We start from the raw sequence: 14,614 nt of genomic DNA on the forward strand, positions 1-14,614 counted from the left end.
CGGTTGGAAACGGGCAGAAACGGAATTCACAGAACTGAAATGGCCAGGATTGCCTATATATTGCTGTGCCACAAAGACCCCGAGGCCATCATTGCACAAGCCGAGCAATTGACCGCCGCTGGGGATTGCATGGCCATTCACTTCGACGCACGCGCCAGCGCCGCGGCCTATGCCCAAATTCGGGACGCTCTTGCGCACAACGCAAACGTCACTTTCGCAACCAAGCGGATCAGATGTGGCTGGGGAGAGTGGTCTTTGGTTCAGGCCACCCTGCACGCCATCGAAGCGGCGGTGGATGCATTTCCTCGTGCAACGCATTTCTACATGCTGTCGGGCGACTGCATGGCAATCAAGACGGCGGAATACGCACATCGTTTTCTGGACGAGCGCGACATGGATTTCATCGAAAGCCACGACTTCTTTGAAAGCAAGTGGATCAAGACCGGGATGAAAGAAGACCGGCTGATCTATCGGCATTACTTCAACGAAAGAACACAAAGCCGATGGTTCTATGCCGCTTACGAGCTGCAAAAGCGCTTTGGTTTGACCCGCGACGTTCCCGACGACATTCAGGTCATGATCGGCAGCCAGTGGTGGTGCCTGCGCCGCCGGACGATCGAGATGATTCTGGAATTCCTGAAGAAGCGCCCGGATGTGATCCGCTTTTTCTCAACCACCTGGATTCCGGATGAGACTTTCTTTCAGACCCTGGTTCGCCATCTTGTTTCGAAAGAAGAAATCCAGAACCGCACGCCTACATTCCTGATGTTCTCGGACTATGGAAAGCCGGTCACGTTTTACAACGACCATTATGATATGTTGCTGGGGCAGGATTATCTGTTTGCTCGCAAGATCAGCTCTGAAGCTCATGATCTGAAAGACAGGCTGGGCAAACTCTATGCCACCGAAGGCGTCACGTTCCGGATAACGGATGAAGGGCGAAACCTGCACAAGTTCCTGACCGGGCGCGGCCGCGTTGGACGCCGGTATGGTCAACGGTTCTGGGAGGCGGGCAATACCCTTGGACCAAACCGCGAAGTTTATCTGATCGTCTGTAAGAAATGGCATGTCGCCAAACGGCTCGTCGATCAGATTATGTCCGAGACAGACATCCCCTGTATCGAATACCTGTTTAATGAAGAAGACACGGCCCTGCCCGATCTGGGCGGCATAGAAACCACGCTGGGAAAACGGTCTCGGCACCGGCGCGCGGTCGTGCGTTTGCTGTTCGACAATTTCGAAACGGACAAGCTGGTTATTTGCGTCGATCCCGCCAACCTTGAGATCATTGAGGATTTTAATGCCGACCAGTCCCATGCGCATGTGTTGGAGATTGATTGCGCGTATTCAGATGCTTACTTGATCGGCCACGCCCGACGCATAGGTCTGGCTGGTGAGAACAGCCCCGACGAGACCGTAGCCGAACTTGTGCCAACCCTACGCAACGCGCTTGCCTACGAATCCGAGTTGATACAGGGGGCCGGTCTTGGCAGTTACCAGCGTATTCGGGAAACCGATACTCCTGCAGAAAAGGAAGCGGCAATTACAGCGTTTTTGGGTGTCTCACCAGACAAGGCCCGGGCAATCTTGCAGTTGGACTACCTGTTCGCCGATTAAAAACCCGGCGACGCTTGGGGCATCGCCGGTCTGGATGTTCAGATGTCGAACTTGACGCCCTGCGCCAGCGGCAATTCAGCCGAGTAGTTAACCGTATTGGTCTGGCGCCGCATATAGGCCTTCCACGCGTCAGAGCCGCTTTCGCGCCCGCCTCCTGTTTCTTTCTCACCGCCAAAGGCACCGCCGATCTCGGCCCCCGACGGCCCGATATTGACGTTGGCGATTCCGCAATCCGATCCGGCTGCGGTCAGGAATTGCTCGGCCTCGCGCATGTTTAGGGTGAACACGCAGGACGACAGGCCTTGTGGCACGTCGTTCTGGATGTCGATGGCGTCGTCGAAATCGTCATAGCCCATCACATAAAGGATCGGCGCAAAAGTCTCGGTTTTCACGGTCGCCGTCTGGCCGGGCATCTCAACGATGGCGGGTTGCATATAGACGCCATCCGGCACACCTTCGGTCACGCGCTGGCCTCCGAATACCGCACCGCCCTCAGCTTTGGCCGATTCCAAAGCAGCGATCATGGCCGCGCCGGATGCCTCATCGACCAGTGGGCCGATCAAAGTGCCCTCGGTCAGCGGGTTGCCGATAGGCAGACCGGCATAGGCCCTTTTCAGGCGGCCCACCAGCTCCTCACGGATCGAGTTATGCACGATCAGGCGGCGCAGCGTGGTGCAGCGCTGACCAGCCGTACCCACAGCCGAGAACACGATCGCGCGCACCGCCATTTCCAGATCGGCCGAAGGGCCAACGATCATCGCGTTGTTGCCGCCCAGTTCCAGAATGCACTTACCAAAGCGGGATGCCACCACGGGGGCAACCGCGCGGCCCATGCGGGTGGAACCGGTGGCCGAAATCACCGGCAAATCCTCGCTGGCGACCAGCGCCTCGCCCAGTGCGGCACCGCCGATCAGGGTTTGCAGCAGGTGGTCGGGCGCATCGCCGAAACGGGCTAGTGCGCGTTCAAAGATCTTCTGGCAGGCCATCGCGGTCAGCGGCGTCTTTTCGGACGGTTTCCAGATCACCGTATCGCCGCAGACCAGTGCAATCGCCGCGTTCCACGACCAGACCGCAACCGGGAAGTTGAAGGCCGAGATCACGCCGACCGGCCCCGCCGGGTGCCATGTCTCCATCATCCGGTGGCCGGGGCGTTCAGAGGCGATGGTCAGGCCATAAAGCTGCCGCGACAGACCTACGGCAAAGTCGCAGATGTCGATCATCTCTTGCACTTCGCCCAAACCTTCCGAGGTGATCTTGCCAGCCTCCCAACTGACCAGCGCGCCCAGATCTTCTTTGGCGGCACGTAGTTCCTCGCCCAGCAGGCGGATCAACTCGCCCCGGCGCGGGGCGGGTACAGTACGCCAGGCTTTGAATGCAGTTTTGGCATTGGCAAACACCGCCTCCATGTCGCTCGCCGGGGTTTCATGCACCTCGGCCAGCAGGCTGCCGTCGATGGGGGAATGCACCGGCAGAGTGCCGCCGGTCAGCTCAGCCGCTGTCAGGTCCAGATTGGCAAGGGTTGTTTGCGCAGTCATCACGATGTCTTTCATATCTCAGGCCGCCTTGTTCTGTGGGGTTGCGTCGCCAGCGCGGTAAAGCTGGCCAAATTCGGTGTTCAGGAAATCAGACAGGGCCACCTGTTCCTGCCGGACAAAGCCCTTGGCAGGCAGCGCGCCCGTGCGCATATGATCGACCACACCCAGCACACCTGCGGCGGTGGTGACTTGAATGGCGCTCCAGACCTGTCCGTTGATCTTGCGGGCATAGCTTTTGTTGATCAGGGACTTCTCGCGCAAGCTTCCGTCGATCATGCCTTTTGCGGTGCAATAGACCAGCACCACGTCTTGATCCGTGCGCGGAAGGGCGGTCTCGAAAATATCCTTGAGCAGATCGCGGCGACGCTCCAGCCCCAGATCCTTGAGCAGCAGTTTCAGGATATCGCAATGACCGGGATACCGGATCGAGCGATAGGATACTGCCCGGGCCTTGCCGTCCAGCGTTTCGGGTAATGTGCCCAAGCCACCCGAGGTGTTGAAACACTCATATTCCACCCCGTCATGGCCCAGCACCTCGTAATCTTCCAGCGGCGCAGTCTTGACCCGGTCGCCGTTCACGATGGCATCGCAGGGGTTGCAGTATTCGTTGATCAGCCCGTCGGTGGACCATGTCAGATTGTATTTCAGCGCATTGGTCGGATAAAGCGGTAAAGCACCAACCCGCATGTGCAAACTGTCCAACTTATCAAACTCTGACGCCAGCGCTGCCCCGGCGATTCCGACAAACCCGGGTGCCAGACCACATTGCGGCATGAATGCTGTTGCGCTGTCTTTGGCCAATTCGCGCACGGCATTGGTGGCCGCAACATCCTCGGTCAGGTCAAAGTAATGTGCGCCTGCAGCCTTGGCGGCATTGGCGATTTGCGGGGTCAGAAAAAACGGAGCGGCCGAGATGACGGCATCAAAGCCGGTCAGCGCCTTGGCCAATTGCGCCGCGTTGCTGACGTCGATCTGCCGGGTCGCAATGCCTTGGCGGTTCAGAACCGACAGGGCTGACAGATCACGATCCGCAACCGTGACCGAGTAATTGGACGAAGATTTTAGCAGGGTCGCGATCATCTGACCGATCTTGCCTGCTCCGATAACACAGATATTCCAGCTCAAAACGCGCCTCCTCTTTCGTTTTCTGAAAGTATGACGGGCCGCTTGTCCGGCTCGCAGGGGTTATCTTGTCGGAAACACGGAATGATCCGTCATAGTGTCGGAGTTTTCATCATGGTGACGAAATCTTGGCGCCACCCGCCGCGACCGACCCCTATTGCGTGTTGTGACCTGAGCGCAATCAACCATTGACCCCCGTGCCGTTGGCAGGGGGCGCCACCCCAACTGGATCAGTGATTTTCGTCAACAAATACGATAATGTGCGCTCTATTGGGCCGGTTTTGCGCACTAATTCCTTGCAAACTCCAGCCCATCCAGCGCCGGGCGCTATGAGGGGCGGTTTCGTTTCCAGCTAACCGATTTGGGGCCCGTTACCAGCCAAGAGCCGGTGTTGGTCAGTGATAGTTTCAAGACGAGTTCAGGGGGAATAAGCGTGCCAAAAGATCCGATTGACAATTCAAAACCATTCGAGCCGACGGATGGGGATTGGAAACTGATTCATTCCATTCTTTCATCCAGCGACAGCGCGGCAATTAACGCGCACTTCGAATTCTTCGACATTGCAGAAAAAACGGTTCTGCCTCCGCAGGGCATGTATGTCGTTCTGTCCGGCATCGTCCAGTTACGGCAGGACGGAAAAACTTTGACCACCGCCGATACCGGCGACTATTTCTATGAAGAGCATCTTGAAATCTTTGACATTCCCGTCAGCCTCGAGGCCGTGGCCACGCCCGGCACCAAGCTGGCTTACCTGTCCAGCAACCAATGGTTCGAAATCCCGGTCAAAATCCGCGAAGCCTGTTACGCAACCCTGTTCGGCGATCTGGTCAGCGTGCATTTGCAGAACTTCCAGCAACCGATCAACTGTTGCAGTGTCACGGCGGCCGCGCTCAGCATGTCGGCATTGGGCTTCAGTTGCGAGGTCAACGACATCTTCCGCGAATGCGCTTTGCCCACATCCTTTGTTGTGAATGACGGGATTTCATTGGGCGAACTTTATGACGTCGCCTGCACATTCATCCACACGCAGGGCCTGCGCAAGAAGATACAAGTGCAGGCCTATTTCATGGACGAGGCCACGACCTCGGTCGATCTGCTGCTTGCGGCGATTGACGAATCCAACCGGGTGGGCGGCGACAACGACATTCTGGTGGCGAATTTTCAGGTCGGCGTGGCGCATGGCAAACAGAACATGCCCGGCGGTCACTTTGCGATCATCGCGAAATGCAACCCCAGCACCGGGTTGGTGCATATGATGGATGTCCACCCCGAGAAATACGGCAAGCTGTGGGTGACGACGATTGACCGGCTATGGGCAGGTATGTCCGACCGCGACGGAACCTCGATGCGGTCGCGGGGGATTTTGCGGTTCTCGGCATTGGATGCGGTGAAGACCACGCTGCAAACGCTGCAACAGGATTGCAATTACGTAGACAGCACCGAATATCTGGCAAAAGACCCCAAGAAACGCCGCAACCTGTTCCGGCGGGCCAGCCCTAACATGAACTCGATGGGGGTTTTGGCCGAAAGCCTGAACATTCTGGGCGACCAGCAGGTCGACGAAGACAAGCTGCTGATCGCGACACAGGCCAATCTGACAGACGCGCTCAGCCGGGTTTCCACGGCCAAAGAGATGCACGCGCTGGCGCAGCGCTATCTCAGCCAGACACCTGACGTGCATCTGGGCAGCACTTTCCGAAGCTATGCAGAACGCCCCGACAAGGACGACAAATCGCCCGAGGACTGGTTCCGCGATCAGTTGCACAGCCTGAACGCGCACGACGATCGCCATCTGATGATCAATATTGATTTCAACCGCGTGCTGGGGTTCGAGGTCATCCGCCCCCCCGCAAATGTCTTTCGCGAGACAGCCCTGCTGGAAGAGTTCTGGTGCCTTTGCATCGCCTATGACGAAAAGACCGATCTGGTCACGGTCGTGGATATGAGCCCGGCAACCTCGCAAGTATGGCAGGCCCCGCGCGGGCATATCTTCCGCGGTCTGCGCGACCTCGGAAACCCGGCAATGTTGGTGATCGAGGAACATGAACCGCCCGAAGACCCCACGGATGTCGAACGCATCGTCAACACCAACCCGATTGTGCTGTTCTACGCGGATGAGGACCCCTGGTCCTATATGCTGCGCAGTATGCTGGCCAATATCGGCATCACCAGTGCCCGCCTGATTGACGTCGAAGGCCACGGGGCCAACGTGATGAAAATGCGGCGGCAATTGACGATAATGACTGGGAAGGAAAACCCACCCTACCTGTTCTTCAAGGGCGAATGCCTGGGTCGCAGAAAAGATATTGTCGATGTTGTGCTGGATGGCAGCTTTCAGCAAAGCGTCAAGGAAGCCGGGCTGCCGGTGTTGCTGCGCCATGAATCGCCCAGTCTGGACAAGAACATCTTTGGCTACCCCAAGGGCGGGTTGACCGATGCGCCCAGCGAAAAGCGCAATGTGCTGCTGTGTGCCTGCGGGTCGTCGGCGGCAGACAAGGTTCCCGATCTGGTCAAGCGGATCAAGGATGCGGGGCATAACGTCAAGCTGATCCCGTCCGTGTCAGCCGAGAAGTTTTTCCGCGATATCGAGGTCGAAGAGGAAACCGGCAATATCAAGAAAGCCAAACCAAAAACGATCGAAGATTACATCTCGCATCACGACTATTACCGCGACGATGACGAATGGAATTTCCGCTATACCGAGTTCGGGATGCCCCTGCGTGCCTCGCATCTGGCGCTGTGTGACTGGGCAGACTGCGTGATCGTGGCGCCGGTGACCTGCAACACGATGGGCAAGATCGCCAACGGGATCGCCGACAACCTGCTGACCTCGGTCTTTGTGGCATGGCAATACCGGAACAAGCCGGTGATCCTCTGCCCGGCTTGCAACACAAACATGTGGAACAATGTCACCACCCAGAACAATGTCGAAAAACTGCGCGATCTGGGGGTCGATATCGTTGGCCCGCGCAAGGGTCGATTGTCCAACGGCATGATGGGGATCGGCATGATGGCCACCCCGGATCAGATCATGGAGGTGTTGGACGAGGCGTTCGAAGAACTGGCCGATCAGGAACACAATATCTGCAAATGGGCGCAGGAGGCCGCGGCCTCGGACGAGTTCGCGCAATGGACTCGTGTTTTTGACGCTATCGACAAAGGCATGGCCGGGATCGACATCGTGGATGACAGCAACGGCGATACCCTTCTGCACTATGCGGCGGGGGGCGAAGGCGAGCTGCATGAAAACGGCCAGAACCTTGGCAAGCCCGATCTTGAGGCGGCGCAGGAGTTGATTAACCGCGGCATCGACGTCAACGCCACCAACGATCACGGGTTTACCAGCCTGCATGTGGCGGTGATGAACAACTCGGCCAAAATGGTCGAAGTGCTTCTAGGCGCGCCGGGGATCGACGCCAGCAACTGCATCAACTTCCTGCGGGACCCGAAGAATGCCAAAGACGTAAAGCAGGTCAAACCCAAGATCAGGGCCATGCTGGATGACTGGGCCAATGCCCATACCGTCATCGCGCCCGAGGAAGACCACGACAATGATCTGATCGACGACCGCGAGCGGACCTATCTGTATTTCACCTACGGGTCGCTCAAGAAAGGGTTCCCCAACCACGACGCCCATGCAGACGTGCTAGACGATTTCGTGGGTGAGGCCGTTACCCGGCAACGCATGCCCCTGATCGTCCCGCACGAGCCGCATTGCGACAATCCCAATTGCGGCTACCTGCACCGGATGGCCACGCTGGTCGATCAGAAAGGGCGTGGCGAACCCATCCGGGGTGAGGTCTATCGCGTCTCATCCTCGGGGCTGAAGGAGTTGGACAAGCTCGAAGGCTATCACGGCCCCGGCTCGCCCGAGAATGTCTATGTCCGCAAGCGGATCAACGTGCTGATGGACGGGGTCAAGAAGCCTGCCTATGTCTACGTCATCGCCCACCCGACCAAATATCTGGACCAATGGGCCGACGGCACGTCCGGCATCGTGGCGGAATACACGCTGGACATGGCCACGGGCACGCCGAAACCGGGGTTCCAGCCAACGCCCTAGTTAAGCATCTCGATCACGGCTTCATCCTCGGGGTCGGCCTTGAGACTAAGGTTATAGGCCGTGATCGCCACCGTGCAAATCAACACAAAGGGCCAGAACGCGGCCTTTGGGATCAGGTTGTCCCGGTAGTGGATGAACCGCAGGGACGGCACGGCCTCGGACGCGAACAGGTAGGTGTTCACGGACACGGCCAGCAGCAGGAAATACATCAGGAAAAAGAACGACTCCATGTAGATCACCGGCGATCCGGCAAAGCCTTCACGCAGTTGCACATGCGCCAGCAGGATCACGAAGAACAGAACCGAACAGGTGCCAATCACGCTAGAGGTGCTGAAATCGTGCCGCTCGATCAACTCGGGCCGGCGGGTCACGGTCATGACTGCGCCAAACAGCAGCATCGTAACGACGATCAGGGGGATCATGTGAACGACGAAGGCGTTGCCGAAGTTGCGCTTGATGACAAAGTTATAGTGCAACTCGGGCAGGTTGGTCTGGAATTCGGCATCACTGATGCCCAGCGTGGTGCCCAGATCGGACAGGCGATAGTCGAAATAGGTATTCTCCCGCTCCCACGTGCCCATGACGATGCGGCTGTCGATCCCGAATATGTCGTCGGGACCCGTGGCTGGATAGGCCGCGAAATCGGGGATCAGGGCCACGGCGGCGTCGAAACTGGCGGGCCAGAACCGGACCCATACGGTTTTATGGTCGAAGGGATAGCTGGTGTAGTCGAAATTCTGCCGTAGGGTCTGTTCAAAATACCAGCCGATCAGTTCTTCGCCGTCCTGATCCATGCGATAGGCTTCTTCGATCATCCCGCTGGCGGCATCCGAAGCATCGGGCAGCACGAACCCGACAGCATCGCCGGTCGGTTTGATCGCGTCATGCACACCGTCTTCGTAATGCTGCCAGACATATCCGGTGACATGGACATCGCTGGCATCGGTGAAAACAAACGACTTGATGAAAATTCCGGTCCTGACCTGATACTCCGGCACGTTTTCCAAGTCTTGCAGGTAGCCATCCACCGATGCCTGATCAGGCAGTTGCGTCGGATCGCCCTCGAAGTGATTCAGCTCGACCAACAGTTTGAACAACAAGACTAGCAGCCCAAGTGTCAGGGCACCGGAAATCAACCAAACCTTCTTTTCGATACTCATTCAGTCCCTTTCAAACTTGGTCCAGACGTCCGACCAGGGACTGTGTGATGCCCATCTCAGAGAAACCCGCGCCCAGCGCCTCAAACTCTTCATGTGCGCTTAACGGGATGCCCCAACCACCGCACGCGGCCAGAACCTTGGTGTGCTGGATCGAAAGATCGACCATTGGCAAAGGCTCATCGGCGGTAAAACGGGCCAATGCGTCGGCATATCCGGTGGCCTTGTCCCATTCCTGCCGCGCCAGCATGACGGCGCTTGCATCGGGGTAGAAATGCAAATGGCTGTGCCCGACGCAGCCCTCGGCAATGATCTGTGCGCCCAGTTTCAAGTGTTGATCCTGTTTGTCAGGGTCTGTTTCAGCCAAGGCCAGCGCTGACAGCGCCTTTGGCCCCACAAAGTTGCGCCCATGTTCCAACGCAATGTCCACGGCCCGCCGACCTGTTTCGCGCGCCTGATCCTTCTGCCCGGCATAGACCTGTGTACGTGCCAGATGCTCCAGCGCCTGCGCCTCCAGCCGCTTGGCCCCAACTCGGGCGGCAATTTCGGCAGAGAGGGTAAAGGACTCCAGCGCGCCGTCCATTTCACCCAAAAAGGTCTGCGCCACACCAAGACATGTTTGGGCCACACATTCCGGCACAAAGGCAAAGTACTTCTGCGAAATCTCTATGGCTTCCTGCGCGTCCACCTTGCCTTGCGCCACGTCGCCGGAATAGCTGCGCGCAACGCTGAGATTGTGAAGGTTCGCAGCCATATCCCGCACCAATCCTTCTTCGCGCGCGCGCTCGACGGCCTGCGTGTAAAACCCGGTCGCCGACCGCATGGTGGCATTCATGAAATTGGCGTCACCAAAGCCGCTAAGAGCGCCCACCTCCAACCGCGCCGATTGTAACTTGCGCGCCAAAGTCAGCGCTTTTTCATTGCTGGCCAGTGCCTTTTCGACCTGACCCAGCGGGAAATAGATATTGCCGCGCACATAGTTGATCTGCGCGATGTCTCTTTCCGATCCGCAGCGTTCAGCGGCGGCCTCGGCGATTTCAAGGCTATCCAGCGCCTCTTGGTACAGGCTTGCCTGCCGGTCGGTTTGCGCCAACCCAATATAGGCGCGGCAGGTCTGCTCATCGGTCTCGGCAAGACTGGCTGCCTCTTTGAACTCGCGCAGCGCGTCATCTGAATATCCCTGCAACCGGTGCGTTTCCCCGCGTGCGCACAACAGATCGAACCGAACACCATCCGGGGCCGGTAATTCCAAAGCGCGCTCGATCAGGGGGCTGGCTTCATCATATTGGAAGCCCAGAATCAGGTTCTCGGCGGCTTCAAGATAGGCTTGCGCCGCGTTGCTGGCCCCGGCGCGATCCAAATGCTGTGCGCGCAGGGTCGCGTCTCGCTCTTCAAACCATTTGGCAGCCTCGCGGTGCAGCCGTGTACGCTCGGACTTTACCAGCGTGGCATAGGACCCGTCCCGGATCAGGGCGTGCGCAAACATCAGATCTGTCCCTGCCTCGCGGATCAGGGCCGAGCGGATCAGTGTCGAGGTATCCAGATGCCCTTTTCCCAGAATAAAGTTCAAAACCTCAGGCCAGAAACGTTGCCCCAGAACCGAGGCCGCCTGAATCGCGGATCGGCTGGACGGATCCAATGCATCCAGCCGTGACTGAACAATGCCTTGGATACTTCCGGGAACCGAGTCTCGCTTGAGCACGTCGATATTGCGCAGCAACTGCTCAAGAAACAGCGGGTTGCCACCTGCCCGACGCACACAGGCGTCCAGAAGTTCGGGGTCTATGCCGGTGAACTCTTCGACCAGTTGCCGGGCCTGATCATCCCCCATAGGTGCCAGTTCCAGTTTCGAAACCAGCGCGCCCTCGGTGCCAAGCTGCCAATCGCGATCAATCGGGTCGCCTTCGACACGGCTGGTCATCAGCAACACACAAGGCAGGTCACGCGTAGCGGCCGCGATATGGGCGCAAGCCGTCAGGATGTCGGGCGTCGCCCAGTGGATATCCTCGATCTGGATCAAGAGCGGGCTGTCCTGACTGCAGGCGGCAATCAACTCGTCAATCACCTGACGCCGCCCGCGCAGGCGGGTGGCATTGTCCATGACTGCATAGACTTCGGCCAGTCCGGGGTCCTGTTCAAGTTCAAGCAGCGCGTTCAAATGCGTGGCATTGGACGGCGACACCCAACCCTTGCCGATTGCGCTTTTGGCCACCTCAGCGCAGGTTTCGGCGTTATCGGTTGCCTCAAGCCCCAACATGCTGCGCGCTACGGATTGAATGGCTGAATGCCCCTCGCGCGCACCGAAATCCATGACGACGCCGGTATGCACGGCGTAAGACAAGCTGTCGGCAAGTTCGGCAACCTGTTCGGACAGGTGCGTCTTGCCGATGCCCGGCTCACCCAGAACTATATGAACCTCGCCCTTGCCGTGCCGCTGGCATCGGTCGAACGTGGCCGAGAACAACGACATCTCGCGCTCGCGACCCACAAAACGGTGACGGCGCGAACGGATGTTCCGCGCCATCCGATCCAGCCGCCAAAGCTCGATGGGTTCGTTCAGGCCCTTGATGGCCTTGGCCCCCATGGACTCGCCCACGAAAAGCGGCCCCAACGCGCGCTGAATGTCATGTGACACAAGCGTTTCACCCGGCGCAGCCATGTCTGTCACCCGCGAGGCAAGGTTCACCCCGTCGCCGGTGACGGTGTATTCGGTATGGGCTTCGCTGCCTGTCGTGCTGGCGATGACCTGCCCCGATGCGATTCCGATATGGCAGGAAAGGGGCCGTGTCAGGGTGGGCAGAGCCGCATGAATCTCCAACGCAGCCCGCGCTGCGCGTTCGGTATCGTTGGTGTGTGAAATCGGCGCGCCGAATACAGCCATCACCGCGTCGCCGATATGCTTGTCGATCCGTCCGCCGAATTTTTCGACGACGTGATCCACCTTGTGAAAGAACTCGTTCAGCAGCGCGTGCATGTCCTCGGCGTCCAACTCGCTGGACAGCCGGGTAAACCCTGTGAGGTCCGCGAACATGACCGTGACTTGTCGCTTTGCGGGCTCAAGCGGGGTTTGCGGTTCATAAGGTTGAACAAGGTCGACCGGTTCAAGTTCGGAAATCGCACGCAAAAGACGCCGGCGGTCACCGACGGCGGTCACTCCGATTTCGATCAGGTCTTCGCCCGTCAGATCGGGCAAAATTGCGAAATCAATTTTGTTATCCAAAAAGGCCTGCGCATAGTCAGACAAACCAAGTGCGCTTAGCCAGTCCCTAAGGTCCTGAGACATATCGCCCCTCTGAAGCCCCCAACTTCAGACATAGGCGTAGCACAGCAGACCCGTCCGAGTCTGCAATCGTTAACTAATTTAATTTTTTGGTATAGCCCAAAGCCCGAAAATCGGGCGTTGGGTTCAAGTTTCAGCTTCTAATCCCTCGGTCGACAGATCGTCGAGTTTGGGCATCAGGCGCAGCAATTCGCTTGCGTATTCAGTTTGCGGGTTGGCAAACAGATCGTTGGTCTCTTGCAGTTCGACCACCTTGCCCTGTTTCATAACCGCAACCCGGTCGCACATCTGGCGCACCACCGGAAGGTCATGGCTGATGAACAGCAAGGTCAGACCCAGATGTTCCTGCAAATCCTTCAGGATGTTCAGGATTTGAGCCTGAATCGACACGTCCAGCGCACTGGTCGGTTCGTCACAGATCAGGAAACGCGGCTGCGTGGCAAGGGCGCGCGCAATCGAAATCCGCTGACGCTGACCGCCCGAGAATTCATGCGGGTATTTCAACCCGGCCTCGTGACCCAGCCCCACCTGATCCAACAGCTCATCCACGCGGCGCTTGATGTCGGTTCCGTCCATCAACCTGTGATGACGGATCGGTTCGGCCACGATCTCATCCACGCGCATCCGTGGGTTCAACGAGGAATACGGGTCCTGAAAGATCATCTGGATGTTCTTGCGATAGGCATCCAGCGCGGCTTTGTCGGTCAGGTCGCTGACCACCTTGCCTTCAAAAGTGATCGACCCGCCGTCAACCGGATACAGCCCTGCGATCATCCGCGCGACCGTGGACTTGCCCGAGCCGGACTCGCCCACCACGCCAAACACCTCGCCCGCGCGAATATCAAAGCTGACATCGTCAACTGCGGTGAAATAGGTGCGGTCCCATGGCAAAAGCCCACGCTTTTGCAGGAACTTCTTGGTCAAGTTGCGAATTTCGAACACAGGCTTGCTGGTGTCATTGTCGACCTTGGGCCAGTGGCGGGCCATATCCTCGATCGCAAAGCGGGTTTCGCGCCCGCCATAGCTGATCTGGGGAAAGCGATGCAGTTTCAGCGTCGGGCGCGGCACGGCGGCGATCAGGGATTTGGTATATTCGTGGGTCGGCTGGCCCATGACTTGCGATGTCGGGCCACTTTCGACGACCTTACCCGCATACATCACCGTCACCTTGTCGGTGGTGTCTGCAATCACACCCATGTCGTGCGTGATCAGAATGACGCCCACCTGCCGTTCGGTCGCGAGTTCCTTGATCAAGTCCAGAATCTGCGCCTGAACAGACACATCCAGCGCGGTCGTCGGCTCATCCGCAATGATCACGTCGGGTTCTGTGCAAAGCGCCAGAGCGATCACAACACGCTGCCGCATCCCGCCCGAGAACTGGTGCGGGTATTGATCCAGCCGCGTATCAGGGTCAGGGATACCCACCCGGTCAATCAGATCGCGGGCCCGTTTGTTGGCCTCGGCATCCGAGCCACCCAGATGCGCCTGAATAGTCTCGACCAGTTGCTCGCGCACGGTGAACAGCGGGTTGAGCGAAGTCAGCGGATCCTGAAAGATCATCGAGATCTTCTTGCCGCGCAGCCCACGCATCGCCTCGGCGTCGATACCGCTGATCTGGTCGCCGCTCAGCTTGATCGTACCGCTTGCGATACGACCGGGGCGGTCCAGCAGCCCCATGATGGCGGCCCCGATAGTGGATTTACCGGCACCGGATTCGCCCACAAGCCCATGGATTTCACCCGGTTCAACCGACAGATCCACATGATCCACGGCGGTAAACAATTGGCGGCGGGTCGGGAATTCGACCGTCAGGTCATTGATTGTCAAAAGGCTCATGAAA

7 protein-coding genes are annotated in these 14,614 nt (G+C 58.2%); 2 read left to right on the forward strand and 5 right to left on the reverse strand.

What is annotated here, in order from left to right; all coding sequences use genetic code 11:
- The first annotated feature begins 39 nt into the window (after positions 1–39).
- On the forward strand, positions 40–1,617 hold the full coding sequence (locus GOV88_RS17135) for a DUF5928 domain-containing protein (protein WP_171241165.1): 1,578 nt from the start codon (positions 40–42) through the stop codon (positions 1,615–1,617).
- Between the two features lie 38 nt (positions 1,618–1,655).
- Here the strand turns inward: GOV88_RS17135 and GOV88_RS17140 are convergent, their stop codons facing one another.
- Together GOV88_RS17140 and GOV88_RS17145 are read right to left on the reverse strand one after the other, a co-directional pair.
- On the reverse strand, positions 1,656–3,152 hold the full coding sequence (locus GOV88_RS17140) for an aldehyde dehydrogenase family protein (RefSeq protein WP_171241166.1): 1,497 nt from the start codon (positions 3,150–3,152) through the stop codon (positions 1,656–1,658).
- Positions 3,153–3,170: 18 nt separating this feature from the next.
- A complete protein-coding gene (locus GOV88_RS17145; protein ID WP_171241167.1) occupies positions 3,171–4,277 on the reverse strand; it encodes a saccharopine dehydrogenase family protein in 1,107 nt (368 codons plus the stop codon).
- A gap of 430 nt (positions 4,278–4,707) precedes the next feature.
- On the opposite strand from GOV88_RS17145, the gene GOV88_RS17150 reads away from it, so the two are divergent.
- On the forward strand, positions 4,708–8,337 hold the full coding sequence (locus tag GOV88_RS17150; protein ID WP_171241168.1) for a flavoprotein: 3,630 nt from the start codon (positions 4,708–4,710) through the stop codon (positions 8,335–8,337).
- Here GOV88_RS17150 and GOV88_RS17155 read toward each other — a convergent pair.
- The 3 genes from GOV88_RS17155 to GOV88_RS17165 form a co-directional block, all read right to left on the reverse strand.
- Positions 8,334–9,497, reverse strand: coding sequence for a hypothetical protein (locus GOV88_RS17155; RefSeq protein WP_171241169.1), 1,164 nt, complete (start codon positions 9,495–9,497; stop codon positions 8,334–8,336). The genes GOV88_RS17150 and GOV88_RS17155 overlap by 4 nt on opposite strands.
- Before the next feature lie 10 nt (positions 9,498–9,507).
- A complete protein-coding gene (locus GOV88_RS17160; protein ID WP_171241170.1) occupies positions 9,508–12,777 on the reverse strand; it encodes an adenylate/guanylate cyclase domain-containing protein in 3,270 nt (1,089 codons plus the stop codon).
- Positions 12,778–12,900: 123 nt separating this feature from the next.
- Positions 12,901–14,610 carry an ABC transporter ATP-binding protein gene (locus GOV88_RS17165; RefSeq protein ID WP_171126632.1) on the reverse strand — a complete coding sequence of 570 codons (1,710 nt, stop codon included), beginning with the start codon at positions 14,608–14,610 and terminating at the stop codon, positions 12,901–12,903.
- Positions 14,611–14,614 lie beyond the last annotated feature (4 nt).

It is taken from the genome of Ruegeria sp. HKCCA5491, assembly GCF_013034565.1.
Lineage (GTDB): Bacteria > Pseudomonadota > Alphaproteobacteria > Rhodobacterales > Rhodobacteraceae > Ruegeria.

What these genes read in the sequence shown, in the direction of transcription:
- GOV88_RS17155 (WP_171241169.1), bottom strand. Translation starts at nt 9,497, where the DNA reads ATGAGTATCGAAAAGAAGGTTTGGTTGATTTCCGGTGCCCTGACACTT.
- GOV88_RS17160 (WP_171241170.1), bottom strand. Translation starts at nt 12,777, where the DNA reads ATGTCTCAGGACCTTAGGGACTGGCTAAGCGCACTTGGTTTGTCTGAC.
- GOV88_RS17140 (WP_171241166.1), bottom strand. Translation starts at nt 3,152, where the DNA reads ATGACTGCGCAAACAACCCTTGCCAATCTGGACCTGACAGCGGCTGAG.
- GOV88_RS17135 (WP_171241165.1), top strand. Translation starts at nt 40, where the DNA reads ATGGCCAGGATTGCCTATATATTGCTGTGCCACAAAGACCCCGAGGCC.
- GOV88_RS17165 (WP_171126632.1), bottom strand. Translation starts at nt 14,610, where the DNA reads ATGAGCCTTTTGACAATCAATGACCTGACGGTCGAATTCCCGACCCGC.